Raw genomic sequence first — 16418 nt, forward strand, 5'->3', positions numbered from 1 at the left:
AGTGCGCAAAAATTTGAGGAGGCTATATTTTATGAGTCGTTTAGTAAGTATGACAGATATGTTGAACAAAGCTTTGGCTGGGAAATATGCAGTTGGACAATTCAACATCAACAACCTGGAATGGACACAAGCTATTTTAGAGGCAGCACAGGAAGAAAAATCTCCAGTGATTTTAGGTGTTTCTGAAGGAGCAGCTAAGTACATGGGTGGATTCACTGTTGTTTCTGCTATGGTAAACGCGCTTCTGGAAGAAATGGACATTACTGTTCCTGTTGCTCTGCACCTGGACCACGGTTCTTCTTTCGATAAATGTAAAGAAGCAATTGATGCTGGATTCTCTTCAGTAATGATTGACCATTCTCACGACCCAATCGAAGACAACATTTCATTCACTAAAAAAGTGGTTGAATATGCTCATGCAAACGGCGCATCAGTTGAAGCCGAAATCGGTACTGTCGGCGGAGAAGAAGACGGCGTTGTCGGTGGCGTAATGTACGCAGACAAAGAAGAATGTAAGCGTATGGTAGATGAAGCGGGTATCGATGCTCTAGCAGCTGCTTTAGGATCTGTTCACGGAGACTACGACGGAGAGCCAAAACTTGGTTTCGACGAAATGAAAGAAATTTCTGACCTGACTGGCGCACCACTTGTACTGCACGGTGGATCAGGAATTCCAACTCACCAGATCGAAAAAGCAATCGAGTACGGTCACACAAAAATCAACGTAAATACTGAACTTCAGCAAGTGTGGACTAAGCGTACACGCGAAGTGATTGCCAACAACGAAAAAGTTTATGATCCTCGTAAAATTATCGGACCGGGTAAAGAAAACATTACCGCTGCAACTAAAGCGAAAATGAAAGAATTCGGTTCTTCAAACAAAGCATAAGTAAATAAAACAGTCAGCACTTCTTCTGAGCGGTCCGCCGTTTGGAAGAAGTGCTTTTTTATGCTGAAAGAAAGCAGGTGAAACCGTTCGGAGCTTCTAGACAAACTGATTTACTGGTTAAGCGCTATAAAGGGAGTCTGTTTGCTGTAAGGGGGAGAGTCCAGCAGCTTATGAGGTAGACGCTGGATGCTATATAAAGCAAATATAATCATGGCTTTTCAGCTGATTGATTAATATAACTAGTAGGAAATAAAATAGTTTATATAAACAAGGAGCTGAGTGCATGCAAGTAGTGAAACAAAGGAAAGAGCCTGTTCGACTGACCTTACTTCAGTTGCTGGAAAAGAGAGCGGATCTGTCTTATGAAGAGAGGCAGTCGTTGATTAATCTAAAAAAAGGGTTTGATGGGGAAAAACAGTTTGACTTGTTGGCAAAGAAGTATATGACTGGTCAGGGGATCATGCTTTAGGATCTTTCGTTAACAGTGAAAGGAAGCCAGACGCAGGTGAATGCTATGCTTTTGAACGCGGGCTGTATCTATTTATATGAGATCAAAAATTATGAGGGTAGTTTTGTCATGAAGGACGGGACTCTGTATACGCGGGCCAGCCAGGAAATATCCAATCCCCTCACGCAAATAAATCGAACGACTTGTCTGGTCAGGCAGTTGCTCCAAAACTGGCAAGTGAAGTTAAAAGTTGAAGCTTATGTTGTGTTTGTCAATCCGGATTTCATAATGTACCATGCAAGGCCGACGGATCCATACCTGTTTCATAGCCAAATCAGAGCTCATTTTGGAAAAAATTACTCACGAGTCCTCTTCTGGTGTCCGGAAAATATCCCAAAACAGTCAACTGGCCCGAAAACTACTAAAAGAGCACGGTAAAGAAGAACAAATTATATTCAGACGACCTCCTTACGCATACGATAAACTAAAAAAAGAATCACTTGTCCAGTTTGCGGGTCTTTTGATGTCCGACTGACTCAACGTACAGCACGCTGTCTTTTGTGTAGTCATCTCACATCACCCGATGAGATTATTTTTAAAATGATAGAAGAATATAGCCTGCTTTTTCCAGATAGAAAAATAACAGTGAGCGGGATAGATGAATGGTGTAAGGAAAGAATCAGTAAGAAAAGAATTCTGCGAATTCTAACGAAGTATTACACGAAAACCTCCTTATCCGTAGAAACACATTATATAAAAACGTTAAGTGTAGAGGAGCGGGCAAACCCGGATTGGTAAAGCATCTTGAGTGGGCATGCAATCGGTGCGGCGGTCAAACTCAAGTCAGTACAGTAGGCTCACCTTGGCCGCTAAATTAAACGCCACCAAAAGCCTGATACTATATGGGTTACTAAAGTGGATGGACTTGATTTGAAAGCGTTGAATACTAGAAAATTAAAAGCACAGCAAAAAAATATAACGAATACGAGATAAAAAACTTACTAAAAGTTAGTTTATGGTGTATACTAGTAAACGAATCCGTATTGGGAGTCGGTTAGGGGCAGAAGTAAAAGCAAGAACAGAAAAACAGTCACGCACTGCAGTCTGCAGGTGTTAGCCATTAACTAAACAGAAAAGAGTGATCGTATGAGTTTTAAGGATTATCGTATTGATGAAAACGAGGGGCTGGAGTTTGGTCTGTATACGTTAGGAGACCATCTAGAAAATCCGCATACAGGTAAAACGATTTCTGCCCAGCAGCGCCTGAAGGAAATCATAGAAATGTCAAAGCTGGCAGAAGAGGCTGGGATTGATGTGGTCAGTGTAGGAGAAAGTCATCAGGACCACTTTACGACTCAGGCTCATTCTGTTTTGCTGTCCGCGATAGCTCAGGCAACAGAGCAGATCAAGGTCAGCAGCTCATCGACTATTATCAGCACCTCTGATCCAGTCAGAGTGTTTGAGGATTTTGCCACAATCGATTTAATTTCAGATGGACGGGCTGAAGTAGTTGCCGGACGCGCATCCCGTGTTGGTCTGTATGAACTGCTCGGGTATGATTTAAGAGATTATGAGGAGCTGTTTGAAGAAAAATTTGAATTGCTGCTCAAAATCAATCAGGAAGAAAGAGTAAACTGGGAAGGGAAATTTCGAAAGCCTCTTCGAGATGCGCATATTTTGCCACGTCCCAAAAACGGTCAGCTGCCGATCTGGCGTGCTGTAGGAGGGACGCCGGCGAGTGCAATCAAGGCAGCTTATCAGGGGGTTCCCATGTATCAGGCAATGCTAGGAGGACCAGCTTCTGTATTCAAGCAGCCCATCGATGCCTACAGGGAGACCCTTGGTCATCTCGGGTATGATTCCGCTGCGTTTCCGGTTGCCACAGCCGGCTTCTTTTATGCGGCTGAAACCACGCAGCAGGCATTAAAAGAATACTATCCTCATATCAACGAAGGCATGAAACTAACAAACGGTAGAGGATTTCCCAAACAGGCCTTTGCCCAAGGAGCACATCTCAAGAATGTCATGAACGTGGGCAGCCCGCAGGAAATCATTGAAAAGATTTTATACCAGCATGAGACTTTCAATCATCAGCGCTATATTGCACAGATGGATTTTGGTGGAGTGCCATTCGACAAGATAATGAAAAATATTGAACTGATTGGTCAGGAGATCCTGCCGGCTGTGAAGAAGTATACTGCGAAAAAGTAAGGAGCGACGCACATGAAAATCACCCTCTTGTCCGGCTCGACGGTCGGGACAAAAACACGCACCGCAATGAACTATACAAAAAATATCCTTGAAGAAAAATACCCGGGGGAAGAAGTGACTCTGCTGGATCTGGCGGAGTTTGATGTGGATTTCAGTGATGGCCGGGACTTTCGGGAGTACCATGGGGATACAAAGACCGTGACAGAAACAATTATGGAATCGGATGTCATTTTTATCGGTACTCCGATTTTTCAGGCCTCGATACCTGGATCGTTGAAAAATGTATTCGACTTGTTGCCTCAAAATGGATTGCGGGACAAAATTGCCGGTATACTGGTGACGGCAGGGTCCTCTAAACACTATCTGATTGCCGAAACTCAGCTTAAGCCAATTCTTGCTTACATGAAGGCACAAATTGTTCAAACCTACACTTTTATGGAAGAAAGAGATTTTTACAGAAAAGAAATCGTGAACGAGGATGCGGTCTTCAGGATTGAACGGCTGGTCGAAGACGCCATAGTGCTTGCAGAAACCTATAAAAATATAAAAAGACTGAAAGAAGAGCAGTACGATTTCTAAGAAGTGAATAAAATTATACAGAACACCCTTTAAATAGCGGTGTTCTGTATTTTTATATTGAAAAAAACAATAAACACTGTATGATTATAATTGTGAAGACTAGGCTCTTTTTAGCCATATTTTTTGCCGAGCTGCTTTTAGTGCAAAGACAATTGTAAACGATATGCAGTTTGTTTATACTAAAGCAGTGACCCGCAAACACATGAAACAAAAATTAACAGATAGAGGGTCCAGAATAATGAAAAAGCCATCTACTTATGATCTTACTCAAATTGCCTTATCGGCAGCCCTCCTGGCTGTCTCTTCGATTGTTATCATACCCATCGGAGTTATCCCAATTACACTACAAGTTTTCTTTTTCTTTTTGATTCCTGCTCTGCTCGGTCCTGTTAAAGGTCTGACCACAGTACTGCTCTATACTTTTATGGGGCTAATTGGTCTGCCCGTCTTTGCAGGCGGAACCGGGGGGCTGGGCAGTATCCTGTCACCGTCGTTCGGATACATTCTGGGTGCGATGCCTGTTGCCTGGCTTGTCGGAAGCGGACTTTTGAAGAACAAAGGGAAATGGTATACACTGGGACTTATGGGTGCTGGCCTAGCCGTGCTCTACGGTATTGGAATGGCATACCAGTATGTGATTATGCATAATGTTCTCGATACTCCAGTAACGTTCTGGAGCATTTTGAGTATGAATATGACGGTCTTTCTACCGGTCGATGCAGTCAAATTACTGTTCGCCGCTGGTCTGTATACCCGTCTGGCTCGTCTGCCATTTGCCAGACGGATTGCTAAAGCTTGATGCTTAAGGCTTGGAAAGTGGTTATCTTGTAGTTCGAGCTGTTTTTTTGAAGAATGAAAAGAAGCAAGTAAGTATCGGAAAGTAAACTTGTAAGTAAAGACGTTGAGATAATACACACAATGAACTTAACTTTAAAAGTGAGGATTAAACATGACACAGAAATTAATTGTTAATGGTGGAAATGAGCTATCCGGAGAAGTGACAATCTCGGGTGCTAAAAACAGTACGGTCGCACTGATTCCAGCATGTATACTGGCTGACTCTCCGGTCACACTTGAAGGTGTGCCGAATATTGCCGATGTGCATTCCCTGATTGAAATTTTGAATGACATGAATGTTAAAACACAGTTTGAAGGAACGACGCTGACTGTAGATCCTACCGATATTGTATCTGTTCCAATGCCTACAGGTAAGATAAAGAGCCTGCGTGCCTCGTATTATTTCATGGGTGCGCTGCTCACAAAATTTGGACAGGGTGTTGTTGGCCTACCTGGAGGATGTTTCCTGGGACCGCGTCCGATCGATCAGCATCTAAAAGGATTCAGAGCGCTTGGGGCATCGGTAGAAAATGAAATGGGTGCGATGTACCTGAAAACTGACGAGAATGGACTGGAAGCAGCCCGTGTCTACTTTGATGTCGTCTCTGTTGGGGCAACCATCAACGTCATGCTGGCAGCTGTCAAGGCTAAGGGACGAACAATCATCGAAAACGCTGCCCGCGAGCCAGAAATTATCGATGTGGCTACTTTGCTGAACAACATGGGAGCAAAAGTCCGTGGAGCCGGAACAGACATTATCCGGATAGACGGAGTGGAAGAAATGCATGGCTGTCGTCATACCGTTATTCCTGACCGCATCGAAGCAGGGACTTATCTCATCATTGCTGCTGCCAAAGGGAAAGATGTCATTATTAGAAATGTCATCGTCGAACACCTGGAAGGGCTGATTGCCAAAATGGAAGAGATGGGCGTACCGATGGAAATCGGAGAAGACTACGTCCGGATTACTAAACCTAGCAGTCATCTGAAAGGTGTCTCCATCAAGACACTGCCTTATCCAGGTTTTGCAACCGACCTTCAGCAGCCGTTTACGCCGCTTCTGATGATGGCTCAGGGGGAGTCTATGATTGTGGATACCATTTATCCTAAGCGTATCAAGCATATTCCTGAATTGAACCGAATGGGAGCAAAAGCCAGGGTCGAAAGTGATGTGATCCTGATTGAAGGCGGAACTCATCTGGAAGGAGCCGAAGTCGAGGCCAGTGACTTGCGTGCAGGGGCTTGTTTAGTGGTTGCAGGTCTGATTGCAGAAGGCCAGACTGTGATCGGTGGAGTGGACAATATTTTAAGAGGATACGATCACATAGTAGAAAAACTGACCTCTCTGGGAGCGGACATTTATAGCAAAGAGAGTGCCGGTTAAGAATAGGGGCTAAAGCATAGTGGGAAACTTTTTGACATACAGCGATTTGCAGGAAATGACTTTGAAGGATATCTATGAGCATGCAAAGCGTTTGAAAATTCCGTATTACAGTCAGATGAACAAGAAAGAACTGTCTGTTGCGGTCATCCGCGCACAGGAAGAAAAACAAGGCTATTTTCAAGTAAGTGGCGTATTGGATAAAGTCCACAGCCAGGATTTTGGTTTTTTGCGTCCCATCAATTATTCGCACAGTAATGAGGATATTTATATTTCTGCTTCTCAGATGACGCGTTTCAGCCTACGAAACGGAGATAAAATTACTGGGACGGCCCGGCCCCCTAAGGCAGGCGAACGCTATTATGGTTTGATGAACGTCAAATTGGTCAACGGAAAAAATCCAGAAGAAGCAAGAGAGCGGCCGCACTTTCCCGCTCTGACACCTCTCTATCCCGACAGGCGCATCAGCCTGGAATCTTCTGAAAAAGAACTCTCTGCTCGGATGATCGACCTGGTCGCTCCAATCGGATTTGGCCAACGGGGGCTGATTGTAGCGCCGCCCAAAGTCGGGAAGACGACCTTGCTGAAAGAGATTGCCAATGGGATCAAGACCAACCATCCGGATGTGGAACTGATTGTTTTGCTGATTGATGAACGGCCAGAAGAAGTAACGGATCTTGAGCGCAGCATTGATGGAGAAGTTGTTCATTCAACCTTTGATCAGCAGCCGCAGAATCATGTGAAAGTGAGCGAGCTGGTTCTAGAAAGAGCAAGACGGCTAGTAGAAGACCGGCGTGATGTTGTTATCTTGATGGACAGTATTACCCGACTGGCCCGGGCCTACAACTTGGTTGAACAACCCAGCGGCCGGACACTCAGCGGAGGAATCGATCCGGCCGCTCTCTACCGTCCAAAGCGTTTCTTCGGCTCAGCCCGTAATGTCGAAGAAGGCGGAAGCCTGACCATTGTAGCGACGGCGCTGGTTGATACAGGCAGCCGCATGGATGATGTTATCTATGAAGAATTCAAAGGGACAGGAAATATGGAAGTCCATCTCTCCCGAGACCTGGCTGAAAGACGCATCTTTCCAGCTATCGACATTAAAAAGTCAAGCACGCGTAAAGAAGACATGCTGCTGTCGAAAAAAGAATACGAAGCCGTCTACAAGTTGCGCAGGGGTATGCGCAATGATTCACTGGAGTATACGGATCAGTTTATCAAGACGCTCAGACGCTACGGTAAAAATGCTGCTTTTGTTGAAAAAGTCTTGAAGTAGTGATAAAAAACTGTCGATTATTCAAAAGTAAGCATTGCATTATAGGCACAAACGTGATAATATATGGAATGTTGCACATATAATGAAACAGGCAGAAAAGGCAGGGTTTATCCAGTCGGACTGTCATTGACTTAAAAGTCAGGATAACTATGGGGTCGCATAGACTTCATGGCATGAGGGAGTGAAAAAGATATGAAACAAGGAATTCATCCAGAATATCGCCAAGTGGTGTTTATGGACACAACGACAGGATTTAAATTCATGTCCGGTTCAACCAAGACATCAAGCGAAACAGTAGAATGGGAAGACGGAAACGAGTATCCACTTATCCGTGTTGAGATTTCTTCAGATTCTCACCCGTTTTATACCGGACGTCAAAAGTTTGCGCAAGCAGACGGACGTATCGACCGTTTCAACAAGAAATACAACTTGGACGGCGAATAAACAAAAAAGCAAGAGCCCTGGTTTCCAGGGCTTTTTTCTTTACGCTCACCCAGTTTGGACTACAGAAGAAGAATCGTATTGAGCATAGGGATAAATGTGCTAAAATAGGATTAGATTTTGCTTGACCTGTTTATTACTATTACCAGTTTATGGGAGGAAATCAATGAAGCTATATCTGATCTATGGAGGAAAAAGTGCAGAGCACGAAGTCTCCGTCAAATCTGCACATTCGATACTGAAAGTCATTTATTATGATCACTACTCAGTGATCCCGGTCTATATCACAAGAGAGGGCCAGTGGCTGAAAGCGCCAGCTATCAATGATCTTTCAGGCATTCCCGAATTCGAACACATGAACCAGACGGAAACGAAAGAAGCTTTTAACTTTCTTGAAATGAAAGAAGGGGAATCGGTCGCTTTCCCTGTCCTACACGGACCGAATGGAGAAGACGGGACAGTCCAAGGTTTGTTTGAGTCACTGGATATTCCTTATGTCGGAGCGGGCGTTTTAGCTAGTGCGGTCGGTATGGACAAAATTATTAGCAAGTCAATTTTTAAAGAAGCAGGGCTGCCGGTTCTTCCCTATGAAGAAGTTCACTTGACTGACTGGAAAGTATACCCGGAAGGCGTTTTATCTGCTTTGGAAAATCAGTTGGGCTTTCCGATGTTTGTGAAGCCGGCTAATCTTGGTTCCAGTGTAGGCATCACCCGTGTCCTCGATTCAGCCCAGCTTCAGGATGCTGTTGAGCTGGCTTTTGAATACGATCACCGTGTGGTTGTCGAAAAAGGGGTCAAAGCTCGTGAAATTGAAGTGGCTGTTCTTGGAAATGAAGACATCCACACTTCGGTTCCCGGCGAGCTAGTCAAGCACAAACCGTTCTATGATTATGAAGATAAATATCTGAACCAGGAAGTGTTCCGCCAAGTGCCTTCTGATATACCGGAAGAACTCGCGACCGAATTGAGACTTCTGGCAGCTAAAGCTTTTCATGCTATTGATGGAAGCGGGATTTCCAGAGTGGACTTCTTTCTTACTGAAGAGGGAGATGTATACATCAACGAGGTCAATACTTTCCCGGGCTTTACCAACAACAGCATGTATCCACGGGTATGGGCCAAGACGGGCTTGCCTTATGAGGATTTGATTGAAGAGGTTATCCAGCTGGGTGTCAGACGCCACAAGGACCGACTGGTCAAAAGTACCCGGCGCAACAAGTAAGAAAATCAATACACAGTAATGGAAATGGAGAGAAATGATGGCTAAATGGAATCTGAGTGAAATAGCGAAGGCGACGAATGGCGAGGTCGTTTCTAAAGACGGAAAGCTTACAGTAGAAGGAGTCTCATTCGACACCCGTACGCTGCAGCCTAATGACCTGTTCATTCCGCTGACTGCTGAGAGAAACGGGCATGATTTTATTGGTGCGGCAATTGAAAAAGGCGCAACTGCCAGTTTTTGGAGCGATGACTTGAGTAAGGTGCCGGAAGGGTTTCCGGTCATCAAAGTTGCTGACACTGAAAAAGCATTTCAGCTCTTTGCCCAGTATTATCTCGAGCAAGTAAACCCCAAAGTAGTGGGGGTTACCGGCAGTAATGGCAAGACAACAACCAAGGACATGGTTGCCGCCGTTGCCTCATCAAAGTACAGGACCTACAAAACTGTAGGAAATTTCAATAATCATTTGGGATTGCCCTATACAATCTTGAATATGCCTGCTGACACTGAACTGCTGGTTCTGGAAATGGGAATGAGTGAGCGTGGTGAAATAGAGGTTCTGTCGGCTCTTGCCCAACCAGATATTGCTGTGATCACCATGATTGGAGAGTCACACATTGAATTTCTTGGTTCCCGTGAAGGGATATCTGAAGCCAAACTGGAAATCGTCAGCGGGATGACCGATGGCGTGCTTATTTATCCAGGAGAGGAACCGCTACTTCAAGACAAGATTGCTGGTGGCTATGTACAGGATACGGTGAGCAAAATACTCACTTTTGGACGCCATAAAGGGATGACGCTGTATCCGGTGGAGGTTGAGGCTAGACTCAAACAGACGGTCTTTAAAACAAATCAAAAGCCGGACTTGGCATGTACGCTACCCGTCCCTGGAATCTATAATGTGCAAAACGCCTTGGCCGCGGTACTAGTCGGGCAGGAAATCGGGGTGTCTATCCAGGAGGCTTATCTGCAGCTTGAAAACTTTGAACTGACCAGAGACCGCTTAGAGTGGAAGGTTGGTATTAATCAGTCGGTACTGTTAAACGATGCCTACAACGCGAGTCCCTCTTCGATGAAAGCCGTACTGCGATACTTCCAGCAAATCGAGGCGCCGGCAAGAAAAATCGCTGTATTAGGAGATATTCTGGAGTTGGGTGATTATTCTAAAGTCATGCATGAAAGCCTAAGCGAAGCAGTGGACCTGGAGGCTCTTGATCTGCTTGTTCTTTACGGCGAGGAAATGAAGGCTCTATATGAGGCACTGCCTGATGACACAAAGGGAAAAGTTAGACATTTTACCGGCGACAAGCAGCCGCTAATCGAGCTTCTTGGTGCTGAGCTTGAGCCTGAGGATACAGTTTTACTTAAATCCAGCCGGAGCACGGGCATGCTGGAAGTTGTGTCGGAGTTAAGTCTGAAGGCAGAGAGTTAAAACGTATTCATTTTATTCAGCCGTGAAAACGAGTTGAAAACAACTGGTTCTCGTGGTAAGATAACATCTGGAATGAAGCGCACAGTTCGTTTAGTGGACAGATAGTCTGTCCGTATAAGATTTTTTAATTAAATACTGAGTCAAGTTGATTATAAACCCTGGTGTATCGCATCGTAAGTGAGTGACGAACGCTAGGGTCTTTATTTGAACAAACATTTTCTGCATCAGATACTGGATGTTTTTCTCTTTTTAGAGAACGATACCTTGGCTCGCAGACGAACGACCGCTAAGGAAAATATTAGGAGGAAACATTCTTTGAAGTTTAACGAATTAGATTTACTACCAGAACTACTCAAATCCATCCAGACGATGGGATTTGAAGAAACCACCCCAATCCAGGCGCAGACAATCCCGCTGGCACTTGAAGGCAAGGATGTTATTGGTCAGGCACAGACAGGTACCGGTAAAACCGCTGCCTTCGGTCTGCCAATGCTGCAGAAGATTGACACAAGCAACCGCAACGTACAAGGGTTGGTTATTGCACCGACTCGTGAACTGGCCATCCAGACTCAAGAAGAACTTTTCCGTTTAAGTAAAGACAAGCGTGTGAAAGTTACTTGTGTATATGGTGGAGCAGACATCAGCCGCCAAATCAAGCAGATTAAAGGTGGAGCTCAAATCGTTGTCGGAACACCGGGACGTATGCTTGACCATATTCGCCGTAAAACATTGAAGCTGAACCAAGTTGAAACGCTTGTACTTGATGAAGCAGACGAAATGCTGAACATGGGATTCATTGAAGACATCGAGACCATCATCAAGGAAGTTCCAGATGAGCGCCAGACTCTGCTCTTCTCGGCAACAATGCCTGATCCAATTAAACGTATCGGTGAACGCTTTATGCAAAACCCTGAATTGGTTCGCATTAAGACAAAAACCTTGTCTGCGGCAACGATTCAGCAGTTTTATACTAAAGCACGCGACAACGAGAAGTTTGATATTATGACTCGTCTGCTGGATGTGCAAAATCCAAAATCAGCCATCGTCTTCGGCCGTACTAAGCGTCGTGTTGATGAATTGGCCAAAGGGCTGGAAATGCGTGGATACGTAGCTGAAGGAATCCATGGAGACCTTTCTCAAGGCAAGCGTATGAGCGTATTAAAAGACTTTAAAAAAGGAAATATCGATATTCTGGTTGCGACAGATGTAGCTGCCCGTGGACTGGACGTCAGCGGCCTGTCTCATGTTTACAACTTTGATATCCCGCAGGATCCTGAAAGTTATGTCCACCGTATCGGACGTACCGGCCGTGCTGGAGAAGAAGGGGTATCTGTAACCTTTGTGACGCCTCATGAAATGGGTTACCTGCATACAATCGAGAAACTGACGAAACAGACCATGTCTGCTTTGCGACCGCCTACCAATGATGAGGCGCTAGAAAGCCAGTTGAAGTCAGCGATGGATGATATTCAAGAAATGATTGACGATAACGGTCTGGAGAGATACGAGAACGCAGCTGATAAACTGCTTGGTTCTTATTCAGCTGAAGATTTGGCAGCTGCTTTGATCAAGACGATGGTTAAGGATTCTACAGAGATCCCTGTCAAAATTACACCTCAGCGTCCGCTTCCAAACAAGCACGGCCGTGGTGGAAAAGGCAAAGGTAAAGGTAATTACTCGCATAACCGTAAAGGTAAAGGCGGGAACCGTAACTATAAAGGCAAAGGCCGCTCTGGAGATAACAGAGGTAAACGCTCAAACAGCCGTCGTTCAAGCAACAGCTGACAATAGAGCCAGATTCTCTTTGCATTGTACCAGCCGAAAGACTCTTTTCCGTTAGGGAGAGAGTCTTTTGGCTGATTTTTATTAAAAAGATAATAAATGACATTTATAATTTTATCTGTTAACATAATACAGTAGTTGAATGGCCATAAGAATACTGGAGAGTTGAGGAATCAGGATGATTGTTGGTATAGGACTGGATGTTGTCGATGTCGAACGGATCAGTAAAGCGTACATAAAAAGAGAAACATTCGCTCGCCGGGTTCTGACAGACAATGAGCTTGCCTTGTTCGACGCGTTGCAGGGTACGCGCAAGATAGAGTTTTTATCCGGTCGGTTTTCGGCTAAAGAAGCTTTTTCAAAAGCAATGGGAACCGGTATCGGGAAAATAACTTTTTTGGATATCGAAATAATGCCAGATAAACTGGGGAAGCCGGTCGTGACCAAAAGTCCGTTTACGGGGAGCGCGTGGGTATCGATATCTCACACAAAGGCCATTGCGATTGCACAAGTGATATTGGAAGATAAATAACTGTTGTTTCTGAATTTATGTTTTTCGAGTCAAAGAATTGTCACAAAAATAGGTTCAATTTGAGTGCCTTTCATGATAAACTAACAGTCAAAGGGTTAATTCTGGAAATTCTTATGGTTGAATCATTCATTTAGCTTCTGACTGTGTTGGTAAAGAAGCTGGATTGCCAGTTTATCACGTGACGATTTTGGAGGGCGTATTCATGAAAACACAAGACAACAGGAAGTTAGTCATTGAACTAGAACCGTCAGTATACGAAGAAATCGAAGAGTACTGCACAGAAGCAGATATGGAAAAGTCGGAACTGATGTCCGACTGCATCCAATGCTATGTCAAGGAAACGATGAATAAAATGGATGCCATGAGGAAAGGGTATGCAGAAATGGGTCACATCAATTTGGAGATTTGCTCTGAATTTGACGGGTGCGAAAGCGAAGCGCATACTCATATCTGATGAAAAACGATTGCAGGTTGTTTTTCTGAAATGATTATCTGATCCAAGGGGCTCCTTCAAGGAGGAAAGCCTGTGGTTAAACGTGGAGATATTTTTTATGCAGATTTGTCCCCTGTAGTTGGGTCAGAACAGGGTGGGATGCGCCCCGTCCTGATTGTACAAAATAATGTGGGCAATAAATACAGTCCGACAGTGATTGTCGCGGCTATTACGACAAAAATCGAAAAAGGTAAAATGCCGACGCACGTGGAAGTCAGCTCAAAGCAAGGGCTGGAAAAAAATTCTGTTATCTTACTGGAACAGATTCGGACAATCGACAAGCAGCGGCTTAAAGACCAAGTGACGAAGCTGGATCATGAAACGATGGAAAAGGTCGACCAAGCCTTGGCAATTAGTGTTGGACTGTCCAATAAATATAAACATATTTAAGCGAATAGATACTTAGAAAAGAAGGCTGAGGCTGCCAAGCCCGGCCTTCTTTTTATTGTAAACACAAAGTATGCGTGCTATACTATTTTTCGTTGTGTCCGACAACCGTGGTTCGCAAGTGCCAACCCACGATATAAAAACTAGGAGGAATTATAGTATGAAAACAAAACAATGGGTATTGAATGGAATTATAGGGGCTTTGTACGCAGCCATCACCTTGCCGTTTGCCCCGCTGGCATTTGGAGCTGTGCAGTTCCGCTTTGCTGAAATGCTGAATCACTTGGCTGTGTTTAACAAGAAATATGCTTATGGTGTCACTGCTGGAGTTATTTTGACTAATCTTATTCTCTCGCCTTTTGGCATATATGACTGGATTCTTGGTGTAGGTCACACAATTGTCTCTTTTCTAGTGTTTTTCACGCTGACCCGCCATATCAAGTCTCCGGTAAAGAAAATGGTCATCAATGCGTTGGTCTTTTCAGTGTTTAGCTTTATGATTGCCTTGATGCTTTTACTGATTGGAGCAGAAGCTGTCTTCTGGTATACGTATCTGACTGTTTTTCTAGGCCAGTTCGCAACCATGATGCTGGGAATACCGGTTATTTTACTTCTGGACAAATCAGTCAATTTTAGGAAACAAATGGAAAGCTGATCACAAGCGTCCTGGCTAATAGTGAAACAAAAAAAGCAGTACTCCCGAGAGACAGGCCAAACCTGTCCGGGACGTACTGCTTTTTTGTTAATCATTGTGAAGATCTTCAATTTGGACCACTTTATAGCCTTTGCGGTCCAGTGACCGGGATACTTCATCGACCGTTTCCTGGGTCAGTCCAGGCTCAAGAGTCATAATGATCCGTCTGACCATGTTTTCTCTTTGGACATCGAGTGTAATACAACTCATAATCGAGCAGTGGCGGTTGATCAGCTTGGAGATGTTAGCCAAATCTCCACGTTCGCCTGGAGATGCAATAGTAAGGACAAAGCTTCCCTGATCCAGACTCCATGACTGTTGAAGCAAATCAATCAGTGTGCTGTGTGTCAGGATACCGTAGAAGTGGTTGTTCTCATCGAGAACAGTGATGTACGGCAGGTCCTTGATCATGAAAAATATTTTGAAAAAAGACGAATTGATGTGCACGTACTTAGTTGCGTTCTTCAGCAAGTGGGTTACAGGCAAGTTCATATCGCCGCCGTTCGCTTTATGTCTGTAGATGTGCATTTTGTAGATGTTACCGCGGAAAATCTTGCCGCTTTGATCCAATACAGGGACGCAGCGGAAGCCGGTTTCTTCCAGTAATTTGATAGCCTCTTCCAAAGTGGCAGTTTCCGGTATAGTTGTGACATTGCTGCCCGGAATCGATAATTGTCTAATCAGCATATTGTTAATGGGCTCCTTCTCATCTGGTTTTTCGTGTTTTCACATTTTAATTATAACAGAATCAGCCTTGGTTAAGTAGACCAATCAGTGTAAAATAAAGGAAATAAAGGAAACGAGGGTAAGCATGTGTATAAACGCAATGAAATGATGGATAGACCAGTAATCAATGAAAAAGTAAGGGATTATTTAAGAAGCGAACAAAAGCAGTTGAGTGGCCCGCTTGGTGAAATTGAGCAATGGGCCAACGAACGTCGGGTACCTGTCATTCCTCACGAAACGGTCGTCTATTTCAAATGGCTGCTGCCACTGCTTAAGCCGCAGCAGGTGCTTGAAATCGGTACAGCTATCGGTTTTTCAGCTGGTCTGATGGCTGAGTGCATGAATGACCAAGGTCATATCATTACTATAGAAAGAAACCCGGACATGATCACCAAAGCAGTTGAGAATTTCAAAAAGTTGGGGATAGAAGACAGGGTTACTCTGTTGGAAGGGCAAGCCCAGGACCTGATGGAAACAATCGCATCGGATTCAATTGACTTTCTTTTTATGGACAGTGCTAAAGCCAAGTACTATTCTTTTTTCCCTGAATGCTTCCGGGTACTGAAAAAGGGCGGGGTATTGGCTGTGGATGACGTACTTCAGGGAGGAACTATTTTGGATGACTCTCAGGATGTACCTAAAAGAAGAAGAAAAATTCACCTCAAGTTGAATGCGTTTCTTGATGTGGTTCTGACTCATCCTGCGCTGGATGCTTCAATCATTCCGGTAGGAGATGGCCTGCTGCTGATTACGAAGCGCAAAGATGCTGACTTTAGCTTTATGAAGGAGTAGGTAGGAAAAGGCGGTTAAGTCTGCATTCAAGGTATGTGAATAGTAGGTTGAAAAAGTTGAAACAAAACTGTTGACGGGCGTAAGGAATCCTGGTATAGTTATTTCTGTTGCTGATTAACGGCGACCGGTGATTCCTAAACGACTCAACAAATTGTCTGATAAGAACAAAAAACTTTTTTTCAGAAAGTTGTTGACATCGAATTGAAATCAGTGTAATATTATAAAAGTCAGCTCGAACAAAACGCTTCAAACAAAGAAAAGAAGTTAAAAAACTTTTAAAAAGTTGTTGACAAGCAATC

18 protein-coding genes are annotated in these 16418 nt (G+C 44.2%); 17 read left to right on the forward strand and 1 reads right to left on the reverse strand.

Translation table 11 applies throughout. The annotated features are described in order from the left end of the window. Positions 1-31 precede the first annotated feature (31 nt). From fba to ADIAL_RS02750, 16 genes are all read left to right on the forward strand, one after another. Positions 32-889, forward strand: coding sequence for a class II fructose-1,6-bisphosphate aldolase (fba, locus tag ADIAL_RS02675; RefSeq protein ID WP_034299726.1), 858 nt, complete (start codon positions 32-34; stop codon positions 887-889). 283 nt (positions 890-1172) lie between these two features. Continuing rightward, entirely contained in the window at positions 1173-1358 is a 186-nt protein-coding gene (locus ADIAL_RS02680) for a hypothetical protein (RefSeq protein ID WP_034299728.1), read from the forward strand. A 15-nt stretch (positions 1359-1373) separates the two neighbouring features. Continuing rightward, positions 1374-1775: a nuclease-related domain-containing protein gene (locus ADIAL_RS11670; RefSeq protein WP_442853023.1), complete on the forward strand. Its 402-nt coding sequence runs from the start codon at positions 1374-1376 to the stop codon at positions 1773-1775. A gap of 708 nt (positions 1776-2483) precedes the next feature. Continuing rightward, positions 2484-3548, forward strand: coding sequence for an LLM class flavin-dependent oxidoreductase (locus ADIAL_RS02690; RefSeq protein ID WP_034299733.1), 1065 nt, complete (start codon positions 2484-2486; stop codon positions 3546-3548). Positions 3549-3560: 12 nt separating this feature from the next. Continuing rightward, positions 3561-4127 (forward strand): NADPH-dependent FMN reductase, encoded by a 567-nt coding sequence (locus tag ADIAL_RS02695; RefSeq protein WP_034299735.1) that lies wholly within the window; start codon positions 3561-3563, stop codon positions 4125-4127. Positions 4128-4365: 238 nt separating this feature from the next. After that, the gene (locus ADIAL_RS02700; protein ID WP_051503671.1) at positions 4366-4926 is read left to right on the forward strand and encodes a biotin transporter BioY; all 561 of its coding nucleotides are present in this window, start codon (positions 4366-4368) and stop codon (positions 4924-4926) included. Between the two features lie 150 nt (positions 4927-5076). After that, the gene (locus tag ADIAL_RS02705; protein WP_034299737.1) at positions 5077-6348 is read left to right on the forward strand and encodes a UDP-N-acetylglucosamine 1-carboxyvinyltransferase; all 1272 of its coding nucleotides are present in this window, start codon (positions 5077-5079) and stop codon (positions 6346-6348) included. Between the two features lie 19 nt (positions 6349-6367). Beyond that, positions 6368-7621, forward strand: coding sequence for a transcription termination factor Rho (gene rho / locus ADIAL_RS02710; RefSeq protein ID WP_034299739.1), 1254 nt, complete (start codon positions 6368-6370; stop codon positions 7619-7621). 192 nt (positions 7622-7813) lie between these two features. Then, positions 7814-8065 (forward strand): type B 50S ribosomal protein L31, encoded by a 252-nt coding sequence (locus tag ADIAL_RS02715; RefSeq protein WP_034299741.1) that lies wholly within the window; start codon positions 7814-7816, stop codon positions 8063-8065. A 163-nt stretch (positions 8066-8228) separates the two neighbouring features. Further along, positions 8229-9284: a D-alanine--D-alanine ligase family protein gene (locus tag ADIAL_RS02720; RefSeq protein ID WP_034299742.1), complete on the forward strand. Its 1056-nt coding sequence runs from the start codon at positions 8229-8231 to the stop codon at positions 9282-9284. Positions 9285-9321: 37 nt separating this feature from the next. After that, positions 9322-10713 carry a UDP-N-acetylmuramoyl-tripeptide--D-alanyl-D-alanine ligase gene (locus ADIAL_RS02725; RefSeq protein WP_034299744.1) on the forward strand — a complete coding sequence of 464 codons (1392 nt, stop codon included), beginning with the start codon at positions 9322-9324 and terminating at the stop codon, positions 10711-10713. Positions 10714-11028: 315 nt separating this feature from the next. Further along, positions 11029-12498 (forward strand): DEAD/DEAH box helicase, encoded by a 1470-nt coding sequence (locus ADIAL_RS02730; protein WP_034299746.1) that lies wholly within the window; start codon positions 11029-11031, stop codon positions 12496-12498. A 175-nt stretch (positions 12499-12673) separates the two neighbouring features. Continuing rightward, on the forward strand, positions 12674-13027 hold the full coding sequence (gene acpS, locus ADIAL_RS02735) for a holo-ACP synthase (RefSeq protein ID WP_034299748.1): 354 nt from the start codon (positions 12674-12676) through the stop codon (positions 13025-13027). Between the two features lie 202 nt (positions 13028-13229). Beyond that, positions 13230-13481, forward strand: coding sequence for a hypothetical protein (locus ADIAL_RS02740; protein ID WP_034299750.1), 252 nt, complete (start codon positions 13230-13232; stop codon positions 13479-13481). 72 nt (positions 13482-13553) lie between these two features. Beyond that, positions 13554-13910, forward strand: coding sequence for a type II toxin-antitoxin system PemK/MazF family toxin (locus ADIAL_RS02745; RefSeq protein WP_034299752.1), 357 nt, complete (start codon positions 13554-13556; stop codon positions 13908-13910). A 157-nt stretch (positions 13911-14067) separates the two neighbouring features. Further along, entirely contained in the window at positions 14068-14562 is a 495-nt protein-coding gene (locus ADIAL_RS02750) for a QueT transporter family protein (RefSeq protein WP_034299754.1), read from the forward strand. 87 nt (positions 14563-14649) lie between these two features. Here the strand turns inward: ADIAL_RS02750 and cbpA are convergent, their stop codons facing one another. Further along, the gene (cbpA, locus tag ADIAL_RS02755) at positions 14650-15288 is read right to left on the reverse strand and encodes a cyclic di-AMP binding protein CbpA (protein WP_034299756.1); all 639 of its coding nucleotides are present in this window, start codon (positions 15286-15288) and stop codon (positions 14650-14652) included. Between the two features lie 144 nt (positions 15289-15432). Here cbpA and ADIAL_RS02760 point away from each other — a divergent pair, with 144 nt between their 5' ends. Next, positions 15433-16119 (forward strand): O-methyltransferase, encoded by a 687-nt coding sequence (locus ADIAL_RS02760; protein ID WP_034299797.1) that lies wholly within the window; start codon positions 15433-15435, stop codon positions 16117-16119. The last annotated feature ends 299 nt before the right edge of the window (positions 16120-16418 follow it).

Origin of the sequence: Alkalibacterium sp. AK22, from assembly GCF_000585255.1 — a bacterium.
Lineage (GTDB): Bacteria > Bacillota > Bacilli > Lactobacillales > Carnobacteriaceae_A > Alkalibacterium.

Excerpts from the sequence above, each read along its gene's own strand:
- ADIAL_RS02680 (WP_034299728.1), top strand. The coding sequence starts at position 1,173 with ATGCAAGTAGTGAAACAAAGGAAAGAGCCTGTTCGACTGACCTTACTT.
- ADIAL_RS02760 (WP_034299797.1), top strand. The coding sequence starts at position 15,433 with ATGATGGATAGACCAGTAATCAATGAAAAAGTAAGGGATTATTTAAGA.
- ADIAL_RS02725 (WP_034299744.1), top strand. The coding sequence starts at position 9,322 with ATGGCTAAATGGAATCTGAGTGAAATAGCGAAGGCGACGAATGGCGAG.
- ADIAL_RS02740 (WP_034299750.1), top strand. The coding sequence starts at position 13,230 with ATGAAAACACAAGACAACAGGAAGTTAGTCATTGAACTAGAACCGTCA.
- cbpA (WP_034299756.1), bottom strand. The coding sequence starts at position 15,288 with ATGCTGATTAGACAATTATCGATTCCGGGCAGCAATGTCACAACTATA.
- ADIAL_RS02715 (WP_034299741.1), top strand. The coding sequence starts at position 7,814 with ATGAAACAAGGAATTCATCCAGAATATCGCCAAGTGGTGTTTATGGAC.
- acpS (WP_034299748.1), top strand. The coding sequence starts at position 12,674 with ATGATTGTTGGTATAGGACTGGATGTTGTCGATGTCGAACGGATCAGT.
- ADIAL_RS02720 (WP_034299742.1), top strand. The coding sequence starts at position 8,229 with ATGAAGCTATATCTGATCTATGGAGGAAAAAGTGCAGAGCACGAAGTC.
- ADIAL_RS02750 (WP_034299754.1), top strand. The coding sequence starts at position 14,068 with ATGAAAACAAAACAATGGGTATTGAATGGAATTATAGGGGCTTTGTAC.
- fba (WP_034299726.1), top strand. The coding sequence starts at position 32 with ATGAGTCGTTTAGTAAGTATGACAGATATGTTGAACAAAGCTTTGGCT.
- ADIAL_RS02690 (WP_034299733.1), top strand. The coding sequence starts at position 2,484 with ATGAGTTTTAAGGATTATCGTATTGATGAAAACGAGGGGCTGGAGTTT.
- ADIAL_RS02695 (WP_034299735.1), top strand. The coding sequence starts at position 3,561 with ATGAAAATCACCCTCTTGTCCGGCTCGACGGTCGGGACAAAAACACGC.
- ADIAL_RS02705 (WP_034299737.1), top strand. The coding sequence starts at position 5,077 with ATGACACAGAAATTAATTGTTAATGGTGGAAATGAGCTATCCGGAGAA.
- ADIAL_RS02700 (WP_051503671.1), top strand. The coding sequence starts at position 4,366 with ATGAAAAAGCCATCTACTTATGATCTTACTCAAATTGCCTTATCGGCA.